This window comes from Lichenicola cladoniae, from assembly GCF_013201075.1.
GTDB classification, from domain to species: Bacteria; Pseudomonadota; Alphaproteobacteria; order Acetobacterales; family Acetobacteraceae; genus Lichenicola; species Lichenicola cladoniae.
The window spans coordinates 2,108,211-2,124,394 of sequence record NZ_CP053708.1; the positions used below are offsets into that span (position 1 = coordinate 2,108,211).

General features: G+C 66.1%; 17 protein-coding genes. 11 read left to right on the top strand and 6 right to left on the bottom strand.

What is annotated here, in order from left to right:
• Positions 1-47 precede the first annotated feature (47 nt).
• The 8 genes from pdhA to HN018_RS09785 all read left to right on the top strand — a co-directional run bounded on the left by pdhA (position 48) and on the right by HN018_RS09785 (position 7,888).
• On the top strand, positions 48-1,007 hold the full coding sequence (gene pdhA / locus HN018_RS09750; protein ID WP_171834146.1) for a pyruvate dehydrogenase (acetyl-transferring) E1 component subunit alpha: 960 nt from the start codon (positions 48-50) through the stop codon (positions 1,005-1,007).
• A gap of 5 nt (positions 1,008-1,012) precedes the next feature.
• The gene (locus HN018_RS09755; protein ID WP_171834032.1) at positions 1,013-2,386 is read left to right on the top strand and encodes a pyruvate dehydrogenase complex E1 component subunit beta; all 1,374 of its coding nucleotides are present in this window, start codon (positions 1,013-1,015) and stop codon (positions 2,384-2,386) included.
• Between the two features lie 11 nt (positions 2,387-2,397).
• On the top strand, positions 2,398-3,705 hold the full coding sequence (locus HN018_RS09760; protein WP_171834031.1) for a pyruvate dehydrogenase complex dihydrolipoamide acetyltransferase: 1,308 nt from the start codon (positions 2,398-2,400) through the stop codon (positions 3,703-3,705).
• A gap of 1 nt (position 3,706) precedes the next feature.
• Positions 3,707-5,116, top strand: coding sequence for a dihydrolipoyl dehydrogenase (gene lpdA, locus HN018_RS09765; RefSeq protein WP_171834030.1), 1,410 nt, complete (start codon positions 3,707-3,709; stop codon positions 5,114-5,116).
• A 111-nt stretch (positions 5,117-5,227) separates the two neighbouring features.
• Positions 5,228-6,268 (top strand): lipoyl synthase, encoded by a 1,041-nt coding sequence (lipA, locus tag HN018_RS09770; RefSeq protein WP_171834029.1) that lies wholly within the window; start codon positions 5,228-5,230, stop codon positions 6,266-6,268.
• A complete protein-coding gene (locus HN018_RS09775) occupies positions 6,268-6,768 on the top strand; it encodes a type II toxin-antitoxin system RatA family toxin (RefSeq protein WP_171834028.1) in 501 nt (166 codons plus the stop codon). Before lipA ends, HN018_RS09775 begins: the two co-directional genes overlap by 1 nt.
• 148 nt (positions 6,769-6,916) lie before the next feature.
• Complete coding sequence (locus HN018_RS09780) at positions 6,917-7,330, top strand: hypothetical protein (protein WP_171833929.1); 414 nt, start codon at positions 6,917-6,919, stop codon at positions 7,328-7,330.
• Positions 7,331-7,519: 189 nt separating this feature from the next.
• Positions 7,520-7,888: a hypothetical protein gene (locus HN018_RS09785; RefSeq protein ID WP_171834027.1), complete on the top strand. Its 369-nt coding sequence runs from the start codon at positions 7,520-7,522 to the stop codon at positions 7,886-7,888.
• Positions 7,889-7,893: 5 nt separating this feature from the next.
• On the opposite strand, the gene HN018_RS09790 is transcribed toward HN018_RS09785, so the two are convergent.
• The 3 genes from HN018_RS09790 to HN018_RS09800 are packed head-to-tail and all read right to left on the bottom strand — an operon-like array spanning position 7,894 to position 11,149.
• On the bottom strand, positions 7,894-8,400 hold the full coding sequence (locus tag HN018_RS09790) for a CinA family protein (protein ID WP_171834026.1): 507 nt from the start codon (positions 8,398-8,400) through the stop codon (positions 7,894-7,896).
• On the bottom strand, positions 8,397-8,897 hold the full coding sequence (locus tag HN018_RS09795) for a phosphatidylglycerophosphatase A family protein (RefSeq protein WP_171834025.1): 501 nt from the start codon (positions 8,895-8,897) through the stop codon (positions 8,397-8,399). Before HN018_RS09795 ends, HN018_RS09790 begins: the two co-directional genes overlap by 4 nt.
• Positions 8,894-11,149 carry a lytic transglycosylase domain-containing protein gene (locus HN018_RS09800; RefSeq protein ID WP_171834024.1) on the bottom strand — a complete coding sequence of 752 codons (2,256 nt, stop codon included), beginning with the start codon at positions 11,147-11,149 and terminating at the stop codon, positions 8,894-8,896. The genes HN018_RS09795 and HN018_RS09800 overlap by 4 nt, the downstream gene beginning before the upstream one ends.
• Positions 11,150-11,274: 125 nt before the next feature.
• Here HN018_RS09800 and dapA point away from each other — a divergent pair, with 125 nt between their 5' ends.
• Together dapA and smpB are read left to right on the top strand one after the other, a co-directional pair.
• Positions 11,275-12,153 (top strand): 4-hydroxy-tetrahydrodipicolinate synthase, encoded by an 879-nt coding sequence (gene dapA / locus HN018_RS09805; protein ID WP_171834023.1) that lies wholly within the window; start codon positions 11,275-11,277, stop codon positions 12,151-12,153.
• 8 nt (positions 12,154-12,161) lie between these two features.
• Positions 12,162-12,647: an SsrA-binding protein SmpB gene (gene smpB, locus HN018_RS09810; protein ID WP_171834022.1), complete on the top strand. Its 486-nt coding sequence runs from the start codon at positions 12,162-12,164 to the stop codon at positions 12,645-12,647.
• Between the two features lie 148 nt (positions 12,648-12,795).
• Here the strand turns inward: smpB and HN018_RS09815 are convergent, their stop codons facing one another.
• From HN018_RS09815 to HN018_RS09825, 3 genes are read right to left on the bottom strand one after another with little or no spacing between them, the layout of a single operon-like run.
• Positions 12,796-14,085: an Hsp70 family protein gene (locus HN018_RS09815; RefSeq protein WP_171834021.1), complete on the bottom strand. Its 1,290-nt coding sequence runs from the start codon at positions 14,083-14,085 to the stop codon at positions 12,796-12,798.
• Positions 14,082-14,759, bottom strand: a complete 678-nt coding sequence (locus HN018_RS09820; RefSeq protein ID WP_171834020.1) for a uracil-DNA glycosylase — start codon at positions 14,757-14,759, stop codon at positions 14,082-14,084. Before HN018_RS09820 ends, HN018_RS09815 begins: the two co-directional genes overlap by 4 nt.
• Before the next feature lie 58 nt (positions 14,760-14,817).
• Positions 14,818-15,420 carry a LabA-like NYN domain-containing protein gene (locus tag HN018_RS09825; RefSeq protein ID WP_171834019.1) on the bottom strand — a complete coding sequence of 201 codons (603 nt, stop codon included), beginning with the start codon at positions 15,418-15,420 and terminating at the stop codon, positions 14,818-14,820.
• A 78-nt stretch (positions 15,421-15,498) separates the two neighbouring features.
• Here HN018_RS09825 and folK point away from each other — a divergent pair, with 78 nt between their 5' ends.
• A complete protein-coding gene (folK, locus tag HN018_RS09830) occupies positions 15,499-16,035 on the top strand; it encodes a 2-amino-4-hydroxy-6-hydroxymethyldihydropteridine diphosphokinase (RefSeq protein ID WP_171834145.1) in 537 nt (178 codons plus the stop codon).
• Positions 16,036-16,184 lie beyond the last annotated feature (149 nt).

Sequence of the window (16,184 nt, forward strand, 5' to 3'; positions counted from 1 at the left end):
CGAGGAAGATGAAGGACGAGGCGCCCCGCGGCAGCAACAGTCCGGTGATGAGCCGGGAAGACCTGACCCGCGCCTACCACGACATGCTGCTGATCCGCCGGTTCGAGGAACGCACCGGCCAATTGTATGGCATGGGTCTGATCGGCGGCTTCTGCCATCTGTACATCGGGCAGGAAGCGATCGTCGTCGGCGTGCAGATGGCGCTCAAGCAGGGCGACAAGATTGTCACCTCCTATCGCGACCACGGCCACATGCTGGCGACCGGCATGGACCCGAAGGGCGTGATGGCAGAGCTGACCGGCCGCTCCACCGGCTATTCCCGCGGCAAGGGCGGCTCGATGCACATGTTCTCCAAGAAGGAGCACTTCTACGGTGGGCACGGCATCGTCGGCGCGCAGGTGTCTATCGGTGCCGGGCTGGCCTTCTCCAACAAGTATCGCGGCAGCGACGAGGTCGCAGTCGCCTACATGGGCGAGGGGGCATCGAACCAGGGCCAGGTTTTCGAGAGCTTCAACCTCGCGGCACTCCACAAGCTGCCCTGCATTTTCGTGATCGAGAACAACCAGTACGGCATGGGCACCAGCGTCGAGCGGTCGTCCGCCTCGAAGGAGCTGTGGAAGAACGGCTCGCCCTGGGGCATCCCGGGCCAGCAGGTCGACGGCATGGACGTGGTCGCGGTGCGTGACGCTGCCCAGGAAGCCGTCGCCCATTGCCGCGCCGGCAACGGACCGTTCCTGCTGGAGATGAAGACCTACCGCTATCGCGGACACTCCATGTCCGACCCGGCGAAGTATCGTACTCGCGAAGAAGTCGACCAGATGCGTCGCGAGCGGGATGCGATCGAGCAGGTGAAGCGTGCGCTGCTCGACCTCGGCGAGAACGAGGCGACCCTCAAGGCGACCGACGACGACATCAAGAAGATCGTGGCCGATGCAGCGGATTTCGCGCAGTCGAGCCCGGAACCCGACGCGTCCGAATTGTGGACGGACATACTGGTGGAGGCCTGACGCCTATGTCGACCCAGGTGCTGATGCCAGCCCTTTCTCCCACCATGACGGAGGGCACGTTGGCCCGCTGGCTCAAGAAAGTGGGCGATACCATCGCTGCCGGCGATATCATCGCCGAGATCGAGACCGACAAGGCGACCATGGAGGTCGAGGCGGTCGATGAGGGGATCCTGGGAAAGATCCTGGTCGAGGAAGGCACCGAGGGCGTCGCGGTGAACGCGCCGATCGCCGTGCTGCTGGCCGATGGCGAGGATGCCTCCGCCGTCGATCAGCCGGCAACCAAGGAAGATGCTGCCCAGCCGAAGGTCGCGGCCGATAGTGGCGCCAAGGAAATCGCCGATCGCGCCTCGGCGGAAAAGACGCCGGAACTCGCCCGGCCGAGCCCGGAACGCGAGTGGGGCGAGACGAAGCCGACCTCGGTCCGCGAGGCACTGCGCGATGCCATGGCGCTGGAGATGCGCGCCGACGACGACGTGTTCCTGATCGGCGAGGAAGTTGCCGAGTATCAGGGCGCCTACAAGGTCAGCCAGGGTCTGCTGGAGGAATTCGGCGCGCGTCGGGTCATCGATACCCCGATCACCGAGCACGGCTTTACCGGCATGGCGGTCGGCGCGGCGCTGACCGGCCTCAAGCCGATCGTCGAGTTCATGACCTTCAACTTCGCCATGCAGGCGATCGACCAGATCATCAATTCGGCGGCCAAGACGCTTTACATGTCCGGCGGCCAGATGGGCTGTCCGATCGTGTTCCGCGGCCCGAACGGTGCCGCGTCCCGCGTCGGCGCGCAGCATTCGCAGTGCTACGCGAGTTGGTACGCGCACGTGCCGGGCCTGAAGGTGGTGGCGCCGTATTCGGCGGCTGATGCCAAGGGCCTGCTGCGGGCCGCCATCCGCGACCCGAACCCGATCATCTTTCTCGAGAACGAGATCCTGTATGGCCAGAGCTTCGAGTGCCCTACCGACCCGGACTTCATCCTGCCGATCGGCAAGGCGAAGATCGAGCGGGAAGGCACCGACGTCACCATCGTCGCGTTCTCGATCATGGTGGGCGTCGCGCTGAAGGCTGCCGAGATCCTGGCCGAGCAGGGTATCAAGGCAGAGGTGATCAACCTGCGCACGATACGTCCGCTCGACACCGCGACCATCATCGAGAGCGTGAAAAAAACCTCGCGCCTGGTGACTGTCGAAGAGGGCTGGCCGTTCTCCGGCATAGGCGCGGAGGTGGCGATGCAGGTCATCGAACACGCGTTCGACTGGCTCGATGCGCCGCCGGTCCGGGTGCATGGCCTGGACGTGCCGCTGCCGTATGCGGCCAACCTGGAAAAGCTTGCTCTGCCGCAGCCGGACTGGGTCGTGAACGCTGTGAAAAAGCTGGTCTGAGGGCGATACCGATGTCCGTCAACATCCTCATGCCGGCGCTTTCCCCGACCATGACCGAGGGCACGCTCGCCCGCTGGCTCAAGAAGGAAGGCGACGTGATCGCGTCCGGCGACATCATCGCCGAGATCGAGACCGACAAGGCAACCATGGAAGTCGAGGCGGTCGAGGAGGGCATCCTCGGCCGTATCCTGGTGGCCGACGGTACCGAAGGCGTGAAGGTCAACGACCCGATCGGCATCATGGTGACCGAGGGCGAGGCGGTGCCGGACGCCGCCGACGATGGCGGCAAGCAGGATGCTCCGGTTCCTGCGGGCGAGCCTGTCGCCCAGGGTGGCATTCCGCCGGCAACTTCTACGCCGGCTCTGCCCGCCGCATCGAGTCCCGGCAAGACCGACAGCGCCAGCCGCGTGTTCGCGTCGCCGCTGGCACGGCGGCTGGCCACCCAGGCCGGGCTCGACGTGTCGTCGATCAAGGGCACCGGACCGAACGGCCGCGTCATCCGTGCGGATGTCGAGGCAGCAGGCAAGCAGGCGGCCCAGCCGAAGCCGGCCGCCGCTCCCACCTTGCCGCCGTCGGCTGCCGGGCGTCCGGCATCGGCGGTCATCACCGCGCCGCATCGCCGTATCCCGAACACCAGCATCCGCCGCGTCATCGCCAGGCGCCTGTCGGAATCCAAGCAGTTCGTTCCGCATTTCTATGTGTCGATCGACGTCGAGATGGACGCGTTGCTGGCGCTGCGTGCGCAGCTCAATCACGCGTCACCCGCCGAGGGCCCGGGGTCGTTCAAGATCTCGGTCAACGACATGCTGATCAAGGCCTGCGCGGTGACCCTGGTCCGGGTTCCCAAGGTGAACGCGACCTATACCGACGAGGCGATCATCGAATACGAGGACGTCGATATCTCGGTGGCGGTCTCTATTCCGGATGGGCTGATCACCCCGATCGTCCGCAGCGCCGAGAAGAAGTCGCTGGTGCAGATCAGCAGCGAGGCACGCGGCCTGATCGCTCGCGCCCGTGACGGAAAACTGAAACCGGACGAGTTCCAGGGTGGTGGTTTCTCGATCTCCAACATGGGCATGTTCGGGGTGAAGGCTTTCTCGGCGATCATCAACCCGCCGCAATCCGGTATCCTCGCGGTCAGCGCCAGCGAGAAGCGCGCCGTAGTCCGGACCAGGGATGGCGTCGACCATATCGAGAGCGCCACGGTCATGACCGCGACCCTGTCGGTCGATCATCGCGCGGTCGATGGGGCGCTCGCCGCCCAGTGGGCCTCGGTCTTCAAGTCGGTGGTCGAAAATCCGCTGAGCCTGGTGATCTGAAATGGCAACCACCGATTTCGACATCATCATCATCGGCGGCGGGCCTGGCGGCTATGTCGCCGCGATTCGGGCCGCCCAGCTCAAGCTGTCGGTCTGCGTCGTCGAGAGCACTCATCTGGGCGGCATCTGCCTGAACTGGGGCTGCATCCCGACCAAGGCGCTGCTGCGTTCAGCCGAGATCAACCACCTGCTGCACAATCTCGGCGAGTTCGGGTTCTCGGCCGACAATATCCGCTTCGACCTGGACAAGGTGGTGAAGCGGTCCCGTGCGATCTCCAAGCAACTGGCGTCCGGGGTCGGCTTCCTGCTCAAGAAGAACAAGGTTCCGGTGTTCGACGGCCGCGGCAAGCTTGCCGGAACGGACGGGGACAAGCGTCGGGTCGAGGTTACCAAGGATGGCAAGGCGGTCGCCACCCTGACCGGCAAGCATGTGATCCTCGCCACCGGTGCACGGGCCCGCGTGCTGCCCGGCCTGGAGCCGGACGGCAAGCTGATCTGGTCCTATCGCGAGGCGATGGTGCCGGCGGCGATGCCGAAGCGCCTGCTGGTGATCGGCTCGGGCGCGATCGGTATCGAGTTCGCCAGCTTCTATCGCAACATGGGGGCAGAGGTGACGGTGGCCGAGGTCGTCGATCGGATCCTGCCGGTCGAGGACGAGGAGATCGCCACCTTCGCGCGCACTCAGTTCGAGAAGCAGGGCATCCGTATCCTGACCGGTGCCAAGATCGGCACGCCGCAGAAGCTGGCCGACAGCGTCTCGATCACGATCGAGGCAAAGGGGAAGTCGGAGACGCTCGAGTTCGACCGCATCATCTCCGCGGTCGGTATCGTCGGCAATGTCGAGGATATCGGCCTCGAAGGCACCAAGGTCGAGGTCGAGAAGACTCATGTGAAGATCGACCATTTCTGCCGTACCGGCGAGCCGGGCGTCTATGCGATCGGTGACCTGGCCGGCGCCCCATGGCTCGCTCACAAGGCCAGTCATGAAGGTGTCCTGTGCGTCGAGAAGATCGCCGGGATGGACGTGCACGGGATCGACTGGACCAACATCCCGGGCTGCACCTACTGCCGTCCGCAGGTTGCCAGCGTCGGCTGGACGGAGGCCAAGGCGAAGGCCGAGGGTCGTGAAATCCGCGTCGGGCGCTTTCCGTTCATCGGCAACGGCAAGGCGATCACGATGGGCGAGCCCGATGGCATGGTCAAAACGGTGTTCGACGCCAAAACCGGCGGGCTGCTCGGCGCACACATGGTGGGTGCCGAAGTGACCGAGTTGATCCAGGGCTACGTCATCGCGCGCACGCTGGAGTCCACCGAGCAGGAGCTGATGCACACGGTGTTCCCGCATCCCACCGTCAGCGAAACCATGCACGAGGCGGTGCTCGACGCATGGGGCCAGGCAATTCACTTCTGACGACGGGCGACTTCCGGGGTCAGGCCAGCCGTGCGGCCAGCGTGCGCTTGACGCTTCGCTGCCCGGGTTCCACTTGTCGATGACCGTTCACCACTGGAAACCCTGGCAACGATGTCAACGCGCCTGCTGATCGACCATCGCCTCGGGGCGGTATCCCAGGAGACGGCCCCGTCCGTGGCAGGGTCCGGGGCAGGGCCGGTCGTGGTGCGGCATCCGGAGAAGGCGCATCGCCCCGACAACCCGATCCTGCGCAAGCCGGACTGGATCCGGGTCAAGGCGCCGAACAGCCCGGTCTATCACGAGACCCAGAAGCTGATGCGCGAGCATCGCCTGGTGACGGTGTGCGAGGAGGCGGCCTGCCCGAACATCGGCGAGTGCTGGTCCCAGCGCCATGCCACGATGATGATCATGGGCGAGATCTGTACCCGTGCCTGCTCGTTCTGCAATGTGCGCACCGGGCAGCCCCTGGCGCTCGATGCCGACGAGCCCAACCGGGTGGCGGATGCGGTGGCCAAGCTCGGCCTGCGCCACGTGGTCATCACCTCAGTCGATCGCGACGATCTGGCCGATGGCGGCGCGCGCCATTTCGCGCGGGTGATTGCGGCGCTTCGGCTCGCGTCGCCGAACACCACGATCGAGATCCTGACCCCCGATTTCCTGCGCAAGCGCGGCGCACTCGAGATCGTCGTGGAAGCCAGGCCGGATGTGTTCAACCACAATCTCGAAACCGTGCCTCGGCTGTATCCGACGATCCGGCCGGGCGCGCGTTACTACCAGTCGATGCGGCTGCTGGACACGGTCAAGCAGCTCGATGCGTCGATCTTCACCAAGTCCGGCCTGATGGTCGGGCTCGGTGAGCAGCGACTGGAGATCCTGCAGGTCATGGACGATTTTCGAATAGCCGACGTCGACTTCCTGACGCTTGGCCAATATCTGCAGCCGAGCGTCAAGCATGCCGCGGTCGATCGCTTCGTCACGCCGGACGAGTTTGCCGACTACGCCGCGATGGCGCGTGCCAAGGGCTTCCTGCAGGTGAGCGCTACCCCTCTGACCCGGTCCTCTTACCACGCGGACGAGGATTTCGCGGCTTTGCGGGCGGCTCGCGCGCTACAGAACACGCGTTCAGCAAACACCGCTCCGGCGTCGGCCTGATGCCGACGCACGCCGAACGCCGTCTGATCGCCTACAGCGCCGAACAGTTGTTCGACCTGGTCGCCGACGTCGGCCGCTATCCCGAATTCCTACCCTGGTGCGTCGGTTCGCGAGTCAGAAGACGGAGCGAGACGGAGTTGGTTTCGGACACGACTATCGGTTTCGGGCCGTTTCGGGAGACCTTCACCAGTCGGGTTGAGCTAAATCGGCCACATACGGTCAAGGTTCGCTACGAGAGGGGCCCGTTCCGCTACCTCAATAACGTGTGGACCTTCACCCCCGACCCGCGCGGGTGCCTGGTCGACTTCTTCGTGGAGTTCGAGTTCCGGTCACGCTTTCTGCAGGCCGCGATCGGCGTCGTCTTCAACGAGGCAGTCAAGTTGATGGTGAGTTCGTTTCTCAAGCGCGCTCGCGACATCTATGGGACGCCTCCGACGCGCCCGGTTTCAGCTCCGGTATCGGTGCCAGGCTCGACGCAGGTTGCCGGCTCGTCGGGTTGAGCCCAAGTTCGACCCGCTTGGCGACTTTCGGCGACTGTTGCGCAACTGCCACCGTGACTGATCGTTTCCACGTCGTGTCGGAGTTGCGATGCTCGCAGCTTACCCGCTGAACCAACCACCTGTCTTTGCGACGAAGAAGGAATATCCGATGAAGTCGATCCTGAGCGCTTCGATCTGTGCTGCCGCCCTCGCATTCGCTCTTCCGGCGATGGCCGCGACAGATGATGCGAAGCCGATGCATCATCATCATCACAAGATGGGCATGCACGGTAAGCATGCAGGCATGCATGGCAAGGGCGGAATGAGGGGCGATGCGAGCACCGACGCGCTGAACGAGAAGAGCCTTGCAGCGGCTCGTGGCGGTACCGATGCCTCGATGGCCCCGGGCGCAGCACCGGCAGCGGGCGCGATGGCTGCTCCGGGGGCCATGTCGGCACCGGGCGCAATGGCGGCTCCGGGTGCGATGTCCGCTCCGGCGTCGGGAACGTCGGCCGAGACGATGCCGTCGAATGCACCCGCCGGCGCCATGGCGGCACCTGCAGCGACTCCGGCCGGCAACTAAAGCAGCAACCGATCACGGAGCGAACATCAGGCCCCACTTGACATGGACGTCCTGCTTAACGTGATCGAAACGAGTTGGTGTTGAACTGATGGAACCCCGGGGCATGATGCTCCGGGGTTCTTTTAGTTTGGCACCGAAGCGATCTTCTCTGCAGATCGTATGGGGTGCCGCGCCAGGAAAGCGGAACCAATGCGTCTGTTCGTCAATCTGAGTGCAGTCCTGATCTGCGGCGGTCTTGCCGGTTTTACCGCACTTGCCCAAGTGGTCCCGTCGCATGCGTCGTCGATGCCGGCGATTGCCGGGGCATCGGCCATCGATCGAGCCGACGGCTACGTGCTCCAAGTGAGCCATGGTGGCAGCGTCGAGACCCATTTCGCGGCAGCCAATATCACCCATGACGGGCACCTGACCAAGGCGCAGGCCGAGCAATCGAGCTGGATCCGCGTGGTGAAGCGGTTCGACGAGATCGATACGGACCACAAGGGCTGGGTCTCGGTCGAGCAGATCCATGCCTACAACAAGGGACACCGCAAGCACCGTGCCGATCCGGCAACGTAAGGGTTCTACCGCCTCGGAAACGCTTCGACGGCCGCCTGCCGCAACATCGTGAGGGCTTCCCGGACCGCCGCCTCGCGAATGGTGGCCCGGTCACCGGGCAGCACCATCGATCGGGTACGAGTCGGAGCCCCACGAGCGGAGACGCCGAACCAGACCAGTCCGACCGGTTTGTCCGGGCTGCCGCCCCCGGGTCCGGCGATCCCCGTGGTGGATACCGCAAGGTCCGCACCGCTGCGCGCCAGTGCGCCCTCTGCCATTGCAGCGGCGACTTCGGAACTGACGGCTCCCATGCGGTCGAACAGCTCCATGCCGACGCCCAGCAGCTCGTGCTTCATCGGGTTGGAATAGGTCACCGCACCGCCAAGCACGCTGGCCGAACTTCCCGCATGATGGGTCAGCGACGCGGCAATCAGGCCGCCAGTGCAGCTTTCGGCGGTCGCGACGGTCAGATGCGCCGCCGCCAGCAGGTCGAGCAGTTCCCTGGCCTGCGCCAGCGTGCGTTCGCCGATCATTGCATCCACCTCGAAGCCAGCCGGATCGCCAGCAGCAGGAACGCGCCCACGATCCCAGCCAGCATGTCATCGCCCATGACGCCGAACGCGTCGTGCCGCCGGTCGATCCGCCCGATCAGGCCAGGCTTGCTGATGTCGAGCAGCCGGAACAGACCGAACGCGAGGAGAAGGTAGATCACCATCGCCAGCCCGTGCGGTCCGGCCAATCCCGGTAGTGCCACCAGCCCGAGCAGGGTGATCCAGATGCCGGCCACCTCGTCGATCACGATCCAGCCATGGTCGGCACCGCCAGAGGCGCGCCCGATCGCCGCCCAGCCAACTATCGAAACCGCAACGATCCCGATCACCAGCAACGGCGGTGATTGCAGCAGCGCGTAGCCGAACGGCATGGCGGCCAGCGATCCCACCGTCCCGGGCGCCGAGGGTGCGAAACCGCATCCGCCGAAACTGGCGATCATCCGCGGCCAGAACGCCGCGCGTCCGGGATCTCCGGTCATGCGCGGCCACCTGGATCGTTCTGATACACCCCCATGTTCTCGATGACGCGCTGGACGTAGTTGCGGGTTTCGGCGAACGGGATCATCTCGATCCAATCGATCATCCTCGCCTGCGCATCATCCGCGCTGCCGGCTCCGGCTGTTGCATCGCCGTTCTCGACCAGCCATCGATCGACCCGGTGAGGTCCGGCATTGTAAGCGGCGATCGCGTAGGGAGCCACGTTTCGGAAGCGCGTCATCAGTCCGCCCAGGTAGGCCGTGCCGAGTGCGAGATTGACGTCCGGATCGAACAGCGAGGCTCCGTCCGGACCGGGCGTGAGGTCCGGCCGCCCGAGCGTGCGGGCGGTATCCCGAGCTGTGCCAGACGTCAATTGCATCAATCCCCTGGCACCGGCGGGACTGGCGATCTGCGGATCGAAGCTGCTTTCCTGGCGCATCACCGCAAGAGCCAGCCCAGGCGGCAGGACCGGCGACGGCGGTGGCGCATACGGCCTTGGCCAGCCCGCACCGGCAAGCACCAGCCCATGTCGCCCGGCGGAGCGCGCGATCGCCACCGCGACGTCCGGCAACCCCAGCCTGACCGCCAGCGAAGCCGCCAGCGCGTGGTCGGTATCGCTGCTTACCGACTGGTCGAGCATGAGGAGGAAGGCGCGCGCGTGCCTAGGATCGTTCCAGGCGACTAGTGTCTCGGCAGCGCGGGCGAGCTCCAGGCCTGCGAAGTCGATCGCCTGCGCACTGGTCCAGCGCAGATCGTGAAGGTTGCCCAGCCCGGTGGCCAGAACGGACCGATCGAGCGAGGGATCGAGCAGGATGTCGAGGCCGGATGCGGGGCCCTGCAGACGTGCGATCGCCAGCTGGCCATAGAAGGTGGTGGGAAACGCACTTGCTTCGGTGAGCGCCGCCCGGCCGCCGGCCACGTCGCCGCGCGCCAGCCGGGCACGCCCGGTCCAGTAGTCGCCGCGGCTCCGGGTGATCGCGGAGGTGGATGACAACAGGTGCGAGAACCGCGCCTCGGCACCCGCCGGGTCATGCAGCCGGCGCAGGCTGATCCAGCCGGTCAGGAACGCTCCATCGACCTGGGCGGACGGATCGCTCTGGTAGCCGTCATCCGCCATGACGAGCGCATCGGCATCGTGATGGTCACGCAGCAGGTCCCGGGCCAGCGCGTCCCGCTCGGTCCAGAAGGGGGTCAGCCTCGGACGCGAGACCCGCGTCTCCGCCGTGAAGCCGCGCGCCTTCCAGAGCGCGAGCGCCTCGTCCGGCCGGTCGCGCCGGCGCAGCCAGCGTGCAAGATCCAGAACAAGCACCGGGTCACGCGATGCATCCCCCTGCATGGCTGCGGCAACGCCGTCCGCCCCGTCGGCATTGCGCCGCAACGACAGGCGGGCAGTCGCCAGCTGCTGCTGGCTGGCCTGCAGTAGCGGAATGACACGATTGGCAGCGGCTACGTTGCCGCCCCACTCCAGCCGGTCGAACCGCTGCCAGTTATCGTCCGCGGTCAGGAACCTCCCCCAGCTATGCAGGAAGGCCCTTTCCCGGTCGGGTTGGTCGATGCCGTTCACCCAGGCCGTCCGCGCCGCCTGGATGATGGCTGGAGGAACGATCGCCGCCATGAGGGGCAGCGTCGCGTCTGCTCCCGGCTGTGACGGAAGCCATGCACCGGAGCATCGGAGCAGCGACTCGGAGGATGCGAGGGTTGCCGTGCCGCACAGCGAGCCGAGGGCCGCAACGTCCGTCTCGCTCGCGATCGCCTGATCGAGGCGCTGGGTCAGCAGGCCGCGGTTCGGCCAGGTCGGATTGCGGTGCAGGAAGTCGGCGATCTCGGCCGCGGACCCGCCGCCTGGCGCCAGCAACCGCAGATACCGCACGAGCCGCTCTGCGACGGGATCGGCGGAGCCGGCCGCCAGCGCCTGATAGCCGGCGACACGTGCCGCCTCTTGGGTGCCCGGCGTGGCGGCACCGGCGATCGGCGGGACCGCTGCGGCGACTTGCGTCCGCGCGCAGCCGGCGATCTGCGTAGGGGCAAGCAGCGCCAGGCTTGGCAGCAGCAATCTGCGCAGCAGCCGTGACGCGCCCGGCCGGGAGCCAGGGCGTGCCGATGATGGAGGTGTTCGGGGCTCCAGGACGATCGACGACATCATGGTGCGCTGAACCTGGCATTGCGAGCGCCGCAGCATCAGTCGATCGGCCGGATCGAGCAAGACCCGCCGCCCATCCGGCGTCGTGCCCTCCGTCCCGGGTGGTTCCAGCAACCGCAGGACCGGGCTAGACTGGCCAAGCCTGCTGCGCGTTGACCCGAGGGATCTTCCCACGTTGCCGCCATCACGAGCGCTCACACTCAGGCGGCCCGACCGGGTCGGATACTCTGGAGAAGCCGATGTTCAAGGGGTCCATTGTCGCCCTGATCACGCCGATGCGGCCCGACGGCGCGCTGGATGAAGCGGCTTTCGAGCGCCAGATCGAGTGGCAGGTCGAGTGCGGCAGCAACGGCGTCGTGCCATGCGGGACGACCGGCGAGAGTCCGACCTTGACCCACGCCGAGCATCGCCGGCTGATCGATATCGCGGTACGTGTCGCCGCCGGGCGTATCCCGGTGATCGCCGGCACCGGTTCCAACAGCACCGCCGAGGCGATCGAGACGACGCGCCATGCGCACGAGGCTGGCGCGGATGCCGCCCTGGTGGTCACGCCCTATTACAACAAGCCGACCCAGGACGGGCTGTTCCGGCACTTCACGGCAATCGCCGACGCGGTCGATATCCCTATCATCATCTATAATATTCCCGGCCGCAGCGTCATCGACATGGGCGTCGAGACCATGGCGAAGCTATCGCGGCACCCAAATATCGTCGGCGTGAAGGACTCCACCGCAAACCTGTTGCGCCCGCTTCAGGTCCGGCGCCGGGCCGGTCGGGCGTTCTGCCAGCTTTCCGGCGAGGACGGCACAGCGATTGCCTTCAACGCTGCGGGCGGCAGCGGCTGCATCAGCGTCACCGCCAACGTTGCACCGGCCTTGTGTGCGCAGATGCACGCGGCGTGGGAACGCGGCGACGTAAGGGCCGCGATGGACATCCAGGACCGGCTGCTGCCGCTGCACGACGCCCTGTTCATCGAGAGCAATCCGGCCCCGGTCAAATACGCGGCGAGCCTGCTCGGTCGTTCGGCGGAGTTCTGCCGGCTGCCGCTGGCACCGCTGCAGGACCAGACGCGCGAGCTGGTCCGCGCCGCAATGGAGGAGGTCGGCCTGCTCGGCTGACCCATACGATGACAGCAGACAAGAAAAAGAGCGGGATGATCTCGCACGGGATCGCTTCGCAGAATCGCAAGGCGCGCTTCGACTACACCATCAAGGAGACCGTCGAGGCGGGCCTCGTCCTGAAGGGGCCGGAGGTCAAGAGCCTGCGCCTGGGTCGTGCCACCCTGACCGAGGCCTATGCCGCCGAGCGGGACGGCGAGGTCTGGATGTTCAATTGCTACATCCCGGAATACCAGGGCGGGGTTCTGTCCCGGTTCGAGCCGCGAGCGCCGCGAAAGCTGCTGCTGCACCACAAGCAGATCTCCAAGCTGCTCGGCGAGGTGAAAAAGAGCGGCTATACGCTGGTGCCGCTCGACATCCACTTCAATGAACGCGGCGTCGCGAAGGTTCTGATCGGCGTCGGCGAGGGCCGCAAGAACGTCGACAAGCGGCATGCGATCGCCGCGCGCGACTGGCAGCGCGACAAGGCCAGGCTGCTGCGCGGGCGCGGCTGAACTTCCCGGGCGATGACAGGCAACACACCGCGGCCTGCGCGCTTTTGTTCCGCCCGAAGGGGGCGAGACCGTGAGGTACCGACCGCCTGCATAGTCTGCCGGTCCTACATCGAGCCGACCGGCCTGGACGCCATTCCAGAGCGAGGAGTCAGCGCCCGCGGGTGGCGCCGATCAGGGCCAGGCCTTCAGCGACCGAGACGAACTCGCCGCCATCGGCGATGCAGTCCGGTCCGAACCGGCTGGTGAACAACCGGCGCACCGCCGGCACAAAGGAAGTGCCGCCGGTCAGGAACACCCGGTCGATCCCGCCGGCCGCGATTCCCGCATCGTCCAGGGCGCGGCCGATTGCCGCATCGAGCTGTTTCAGGTCCGGCGCGATCCAGGTCTCGAAGTCGCCGCGCTCGATCGGCTGCTCGATGCGAAGATCCTGGTGGCTGAAGCGAAGCACGGTCCGGTCGTCGCGCGAGAGCTCGGCCTTCGCGGTTGCGACGGCCCGATACAGCGCATGGCCCTGCTGTTCCTCGACCAGCCTGCTCAACTGACGAAGCTGGTCCGGCGCGGATGCGGTCCGGGTGACATCCGCGATCGAGCGGAGCGTTTGCGGCGCACGCATCAGCGACAGCAGGTGCCAGCGCGACAGGCTCGAATACCACTCTGCCGGGACCGGCAGCGGGGTGCCGCCCATGATCCGGTAGGTGCTGTCGCGTCCGAGAAGCGGCGAGACCACCCGGTCGATGATCCGGCTGTCGAACTGGTCGCCGGCCAGCCCGACTCCGGCATGGCCCAGCGGCACGACCGGCCGAACCGAGCCCGGATCGAAGCGCATCACCGAGAAATCGCTCGTGCCACCGCCGAAATCGCCGACCAGCACTACCGACGGCGCATCCAGTCGCTGCATGAAGCGCCAGCCGGCCCCTTCCGGCTCGAGTGCGATGTCGATCCGCCCGAATCCGGCCTCGGCGAACGCGCCGCGCAGCCTGCTCTCGCCGAGCGTGTCGTCGGGCCTGTCGCCGGCGAATCGGACCGGCCGACCGACCGTGGCTGCGATGTCGCCCGGCCGGTAACCGACCGCGCGCATCAGGGCCGCCAGGAAGCGCGCCACCAGTGCTTCCAGCGTCATCACCTGGCCGAACAACCGGGTCTCCCGGAACGAAGATTGTGCCAGGTAGCTCTTCATCGACATGATGAGGCGGCTGTCGGCCGGATCGTCGAGATAGGCCTCGATCGCCTCCTGGCCGATCGCATCGCGCAGTTGGGCGTTGCCGGCGGCATGCTCCAGCCACAGGCACAGGAGCGTGCGGCAGGTATCGCTCGACGGCCCTCCGTCGGTCCCGAACTTCAATGTGTGGGTGGTGCCGGTGTCGTCGACCAGCACCACGACGCTGTTGGTGGTGCCGAAATCGATTCCCAGCCTGACCGGTGCTACGAGCGTGGTCACTCGCCGATACGATCCCGCAACGCCTGCACCACGGCCTCGAACATCGGCGTGGTCAGTCGTCCGGTGTTCGTGTTGTAGCGGGACACGTGATAGCTGTCGGTCAGTAGCAGCCCGTCCGGAAGCGTCAGCACCTGGCCATGCTTGAAGGGTTGGCGGGTCGGTGGAAGGCCACGCGCGCGCAGCACCGCGTTATGCGCCACCACGCCGAGCGCCAGGATCGCGCGCAGCCGGGGCAGGGATGCCAACTCCGCCTGAAGGAAGCCGTTGCACGTCCTGATCTCGATCGGCAGCGGGAGATTGGCCGGCGGAACACATCGCACGGCGTTCACGATGCGTGTGTCCCTCAGGACCATTCCGTCATCGGGCTCCGCGCCGTAGGTGCCGGTGGCAAAACCGAACCTGATCAGGGTCTGGTAGAGCAGCACCCCCGCGAAATCGCCGGTGAACGGACGACCGGTGCGGTTGGCGCCGCGCACACCCGGAGCCAACCCGACGACGAGTAGTTGCGCCGACCGGTCGCCCCAGCTCGGCACCGGGGCGTTCCACCAATCGGGCTGGGCCAGCCGATTCGCATCCCGATAGGCGGCCAGCCTCGGGCAGAGCGGACAATCGTGCGGCGGCTCGGCCGCGTCGGACGGAGCGGAAGATTTAGGACGGGAAGCGGCCTTGGACATCGGCAGCGATCTAGCGCAGCCGATGTCCGATCACAAACGCCGCGCCGTTCGCGTCCGGTCAGACGGTCGCGCCGGCCTCGGCAAGCGGTTCGCCGGCGGGCATCCTGGCCGGTGATCGCGGTCGCGGCTCCACCTGTCTCCTGGTGAATTCCGGTGCGATGTCGGCCAGGTCCAGGAACTGGTCTGCCTGGCGCCTGAGATCGTCGCCCACCATCGGCGGCGTGGTGCGGATCGACGAGACGACCGACACCTTCACCCCCTGCCGCTGCACGGCCTCGACCAGCCGCCGGAAGTCGGCGTCGCCGCTGAACAACACCGCGTGATCCATCTTCGGCGCGAGTTCGAGCATGTCGATCGCGAGCTCGATATCCATATTGCCCTTCACCCGCCGACGCCCGCTCTGGTCGGTGAACTCGCGGGCTGCCTTGGTGACCAGCGTGTAGCCATTGTAGGCAAGCCAGTCGGTCAACGGCTTCAGGGGTGAATATTCCTCGGTATCGAGCACGGCGGAATAGTAATATGCCCGCACGAGGTTGCATCGAGATCGAAAAAACCCGAGCAGGTTGCGGTAATCGACGTCGAAACCGAGGTTGCGGGATGCGGAATAGAGATTGGCCCCGTCGATGAAGAGACAGACCCGTTCGTCCTGCCTGAAAATCATTGTTTGTGATCCTTGCCGATGTTTCCCTCCGGCACATCGCTCTGCGGCAATGTTTCCGGCCCGATGGCGGCGCTGGCGATGATCCTGATCGCGGTCGGCGCTAATCTGTCCGCGCATGACGGACGAACATCGTATCAGGTTTGCACCGAAGCGGTAGATGCGTTGGCACGACTGCCGGGCATCAGGCTGGTCGCCATGTCACCGTGGTATCGGTCCGCCCCGGTTCCGCGCTCGGACCAGCCGGACTACCTCAACGGCGTCGCGCGACTGGCGCCGACAGGCTCGATCGAACCCGACCCGGCGACACTCCTGGCGATGCTGCAGGAAATAGAACAGGCGAACGGTCGTGAGCGCAGCGTTCCGAACGCTGCACGAACGCTGGACCTGGACATTATCGCAATGGGGGAAGGCGGCCAGATCGTCCGGGAACAACCCGACCCGGTGCTGCCGCACCCACGCGCTCATCTCCGGGCTTTCGTGCTGCTGCCCGTGCAGGACGTCGCACCGGACTGGGTTCACCCGGGCCTGGGATGTATCGTCCGTGATCTGATCTCCGGCTTGCCGGCTGGGCAACTGCACCGATCGGCGATCAGCCTTGTTGGTGAGCAACCCTGATCCGGATGTGCAGGCGACGGTCGATCAATGAACCGGCGTGGTGACGCCACGGTAAGGAATGGGGGCAGCCCAGTGATGTCGGTGCCGCCGCTTCGCCGCTAAGAACGCCAGAGTCAACGCAGCGCCGACCAGCAGGAGATAGATATTGT